Origin of the sequence: Hydrotalea sp. (assembly GCA_030054115.1) — a bacterium.
Taxonomy (GTDB): Bacteria; Pseudomonadota; Alphaproteobacteria; order JASGCL01; family JASGCL01; genus JASGCL01.
On the sequence record JASGCL010000067.1, the window covers coordinates 1 to 4,164 of the forward strand.

The 4,164-nt window shown below is 49.3% G+C and carries 4 protein-coding genes; 1 reads left to right on the plus strand and 3 read right to left on the minus strand.

Annotation, left to right across the window (positions count from 1 at the left end):
* Positions 1-2: 2 nt before the first annotated feature.
* Entirely contained in the window at positions 3-2,189 is a 2,187-nt protein-coding gene (gene uvrB, locus QM529_07510; protein ID MDI9314502.1) for an excinuclease ABC subunit UvrB, read from the plus strand.
* Between the two features lie 19 nt (positions 2,190-2,208).
* Here uvrB and QM529_07515 read toward each other — a convergent pair whose 3' ends face one another.
* The 3 genes from QM529_07515 to QM529_07525 form a co-directional block, all read right to left on the minus strand.
* Entirely contained in the window at positions 2,209-2,445 is a 237-nt protein-coding gene (locus QM529_07515; protein ID MDI9314503.1) for a hypothetical protein, read from the minus strand.
* A gap of 39 nt (positions 2,446-2,484) precedes the next feature.
* A complete protein-coding gene (locus tag QM529_07520; protein MDI9314504.1) occupies positions 2,485-3,507 on the minus strand; it encodes a hypothetical protein in 1,023 nt (340 codons plus the stop codon).
* A 105-nt stretch (positions 3,508-3,612) separates the two neighbouring features.
* Complete coding sequence (locus QM529_07525; GenBank protein ID MDI9314505.1) at positions 3,613-4,050, minus strand: M15 family metallopeptidase; 438 nt, start codon at positions 4,048-4,050, stop codon at positions 3,613-3,615.
* Between the last annotated feature and the right edge of the window lie 114 nt (positions 4,051-4,164).

Below are 4,164 nucleotides of genomic sequence, written 5' to 3' on the forward strand. Positions count from 1 at the left end.
CCATGGCAAATAATAATATCGACGTAAACGGCGGCGGCGCGCAAAGCCCCATCATCAATCCCGACAAATTAACTTTTGAGGAGCGGTTGGCCAATCGGTTGGAAATTTTTGCCGCCCGCAAATCGGTCGCGCCATTTAAAATCACCAGCGAATTTGAACCGGCCGGCGACCAACCCCAGGCGATAAAATCGCTGGTCAAGGGCTTGAACGAAAAAAAACGCGACCAAGTGTTGCTTGGCGTTACCGGTTCGGGCAAAACCTTCACCATGGCAAAGGTGATTGAGGAAACACAACGGCCGGCGATTATCCTCGCCCACAACAAAACCCTGGCGGCGCAACTTTATTCCGAAATGTTGTCATTTTTTCCCAACAACGCGGTGCATTATTTTGTCAGCTATTACGATTATTACCAGCCCGAGGCCTATGTCGCGAAAAGCGATACCTACATCGAAAAGGATTCGCAAATCAACGAACGTATCGACCGCCTGCGCCACGCCGCGACGCGTGCGCTGTTGGAACGAAAGGATGTCATCATCGTCGCCTCGGTCAGTTGTATTTATGGCATTGGCGAGGTCGAAACCTACAGCCGCATGATTATGCGCCTCACCGCCGGCACCGACGTTAATTTTGAATCGGTGGTGCGCGGCTTAATCGATTTGCAATATGACCGCAATGATATCGAATTCACCCGTGGCACCTTTCGCAAACGCGGCGATGTGTTGGAAATTTTTCCGGCGCACCTTGACGATGGTGCCTGGCGTCTATCGTTTTTTGGCAATCACTTAGAATCGATTAAAGAATTCGACCCCCTAACCGGTGAATTGTTGGATAGTTTGAAAGACATCGAAATCTACCCCAACAGCCACTATGTCACGGCCAAGCCAACCCTGCAACGCGCCATCAAAACCATTCAAATCGAATTAAACGACCGGTTGGACGAATTGATGCAAAACCAAAAATTGGTCGAGGAGCAACGTCTGCGCGAACGCACCAATTTCGATTTGGAAATGTTATTGACCACCGGCATGTGCAATGGCATCGAAAATTATTCGCGGCATTTAACCGGCCGCTTGCCGGGCGAACCGCCGCCGACCCTGTTTGAATATATCCCGCCCGAGGCCATATTGTTCGTCGATGAATCGCACGTCACCGTGTCGCAAATCGGCGCAATGCAAAAGGGCGATTTCAGCCGCAAAAATAACCTTTCGACCTACGGCTTTCGCTTGCCATCCTGCATCGACAATCGGCCATTAAAATTTGAAGAATGGGATCTATTCCGCCCGCAAACTATTTTTGTGTCGGCAACCCCCGGCCCGTGGGAATTGGCGCGGGTCGATAACAAATTTATCGAACAGGTGGTGCGCCCAACCGGCCTTATCGACCCGCCATGTATTATTCGCCCAACCGCTAACCAGGTCGATGATTTATTGACCGAATGCCGCGCCGTCGCGGCCGCCGGTTACCGCATTTTGGTGACCACCCTGACCAAACGTTCGGCCGAGGACCTGACCAGTTATTTGGAAGAACAGGGGATAAAGGTGCGTTACCTGCATAGCGACGTTGAAACCCTTGACCGCATCGAAATTATTCGCGACCTGCGTGCTGGGTTGTTCGACGTGTTGATTGGTATTAATTTGTTGCGCGAGGGGTTGGATATTCCCGAATGCGGCTTGGTGGCGATTTTAGACGCCGATAAGGAAGGCTTCCTGCGCTCGCGCACGTCGCTTATCCAAACCATTGGCCGCGCGGCGCGTAACGTCGATGGCCGGGTTATTTTATACGCCGATGTTATCACCGGTAGCATGCAATATGCCCTGAGCGAGACCGACCGCCGCCGCGAAAAACAAAAAGAATATAATAAGATTCATAACATTACACCGCAAAGCACCAAGCGGTCGTCGATAAACAGCTTCGACCAAGAATTTGGCGTTGGCGCGGCGGAAAAAGATTATTTCACCGTCAATGTCGAAACCAATTTTTCAGAAAAACTACAGGAAAAAATAAAACATTGGACGGTGCGCGATTACCTCGACCGCGTTGAAAAGAAAATGTTGAAACTGGCCGGCGATTTAGAATTCGAACAGGCAACGCACCTGCGCGATGAAATTAAAAAATTGGAAAGCGGCGATTTGACCCTGCCGCTCCTTACCACGCCGGCCGACCCAAAAATTGTCGAGCTGGTGGCATAAAGCCGGCACCACCCTTTTGCTATTCCATTGCTTGGCGAAGCTCGGCATCGCCCAGCGTGGTCGCGCAATCATAAACGATGGCGCGACTGCTGGAAAGCACGGCGCGGTGAAATATATGGTTGCCGCCGTCGCTGATGCTTATTTGCTTGGCACCGGTTTCCTTGCATGCTTGGTAAGCCCTTTGCTTTAACGACAAACAACCAACCGACAAAAATGCAACCCCCAGCAATGGCAATAATGTTATTTTTTTTATCATCAACCTTGCCCACCTAAAAGCAGTTAACAAAGAGTAGGGTTAAAATTGATAACCGCCCTTGATACCAATCTCGAGCGTAAGGCTATTGATGTCGTGGGCAATGAAGGGTGATTTTTCCGCGCTTTGGCTAAAACTATAACCGGGCGCGCTAAGCCAAAATCCATTGATGAATGGCGTGATGATGAAATTGTTATAGGAAATTTCGGTCGATAATCGCCAGCCATGGCCTTCGTTAAATTTTATAACCAAACTATCAAGGTCATAGATTCCATCGACATCATTTAAGTAAAAGAAATCACTAATGCGGCGTGCGGCGAGCAAAAAATCATACTCAACATGCAGGTTAAGACCGAAACCATCGCTTTGATAAGCATATTCAACCGCCAGCGGCAGGTAAAGCAAATGTGATATAAACGACGTGGTAACCGGTGTTGGTTTCGGGTTGTGGTTTAATTGATAACCAACCCCAAGCAACAAATTTATTTTGTCGCGATTACCCCTAAGGTCAATGCCATAACCGAACAACGTCCGCGCCTGGAGGAAGAAATAAGCCGTGCCGTCATAATTATAAGCCGGTTCTTGCGATGCATATTTGGTCGGTCTGGCGCTTGTCGGGTGAAAATTCGTGTGCGAGCCCTTGTCCTCCAACGCGCCGCCAGATAATGCCACGTCAAACGGCGTGATAAAAAAATTGCTTTTTGGAAAACGATAAAGCCATTGGAATTGAAGCCCGCCGGTGTTGCCAAAATCTTCGGCGTGGCTGTCGCCATTTTTAAACGACAGGCGGTAAAAATAAAAACTATAAAATGGTTGTAGCTTGATAACCGAATAGCCATCCGATTTACCATTGACAACCGGTGCGCGTGGCACGGCGATGGTTTTTTTACCCGTCGTGCTGGTTGATACGGTTTCGCCGGTTTTTTTTTCTAATTTCCACCAGGTGGTTTTTTCGGCCGCCAACGCCACCTGCGGCAATAACATTACTAATGTTGCAATAGACAAATACCCACGCCGTTTGCTGGCGCATGTTGCCCCACCCAATAAAGATAATTTGTTAACCATTGTCCCTTTTGCCCCCTTTAGTCCCTTCATGTTGTTTTGTAACAATGTGGTTTGCATTGTTGATTGCGCCTACGTAGCAAGGAAAAAGCTTTTTTTATTGGCGGCCTAAGACACTTCGCCACGGCGCGGGCGCGATTGCTGGTAAGCGCGGTGTTCAAAATGCGGATTGTCTTTTAATGTTTGCCAATTGCCGCCCCATGTGCACAGCGGGTCAAGGCTTTCCCAATACTCACCCAATGTGCCAAATGTGGCAAGCGGTTCATAGGTACGCTTGCCGCCCGCGCCAATCAACACAATGTCAAACGCACAGCGGTTGTAATGGGGCGATTTCATGGCGGCATTGTCGGGCGAAACATGGGTGATAATTTTTTCGCCGGCCACCCCGCGCCGGCCGACGGCGTAATAATCGGCGATGGTGGCCATGGTGCGGTATGTTTCGGTGATGGCGTAATCGATATTGTTTTGCCTGGCAAAGGCACGAAGCATTGATTCCAAAGCCTGCAGGCGCGGCGTTAATTGGGCAATATCGGTGATAAGGTGCATGGTGTTTTTATCCTTTCTGCGTTTTTTTTTAAAATCCCGTTTTTCAAAGAAAATGCCCTAAAGCCTCCATTGCTTCAGCAAGGGAGGGATAAAAATACGAACACCGCGCCAGCG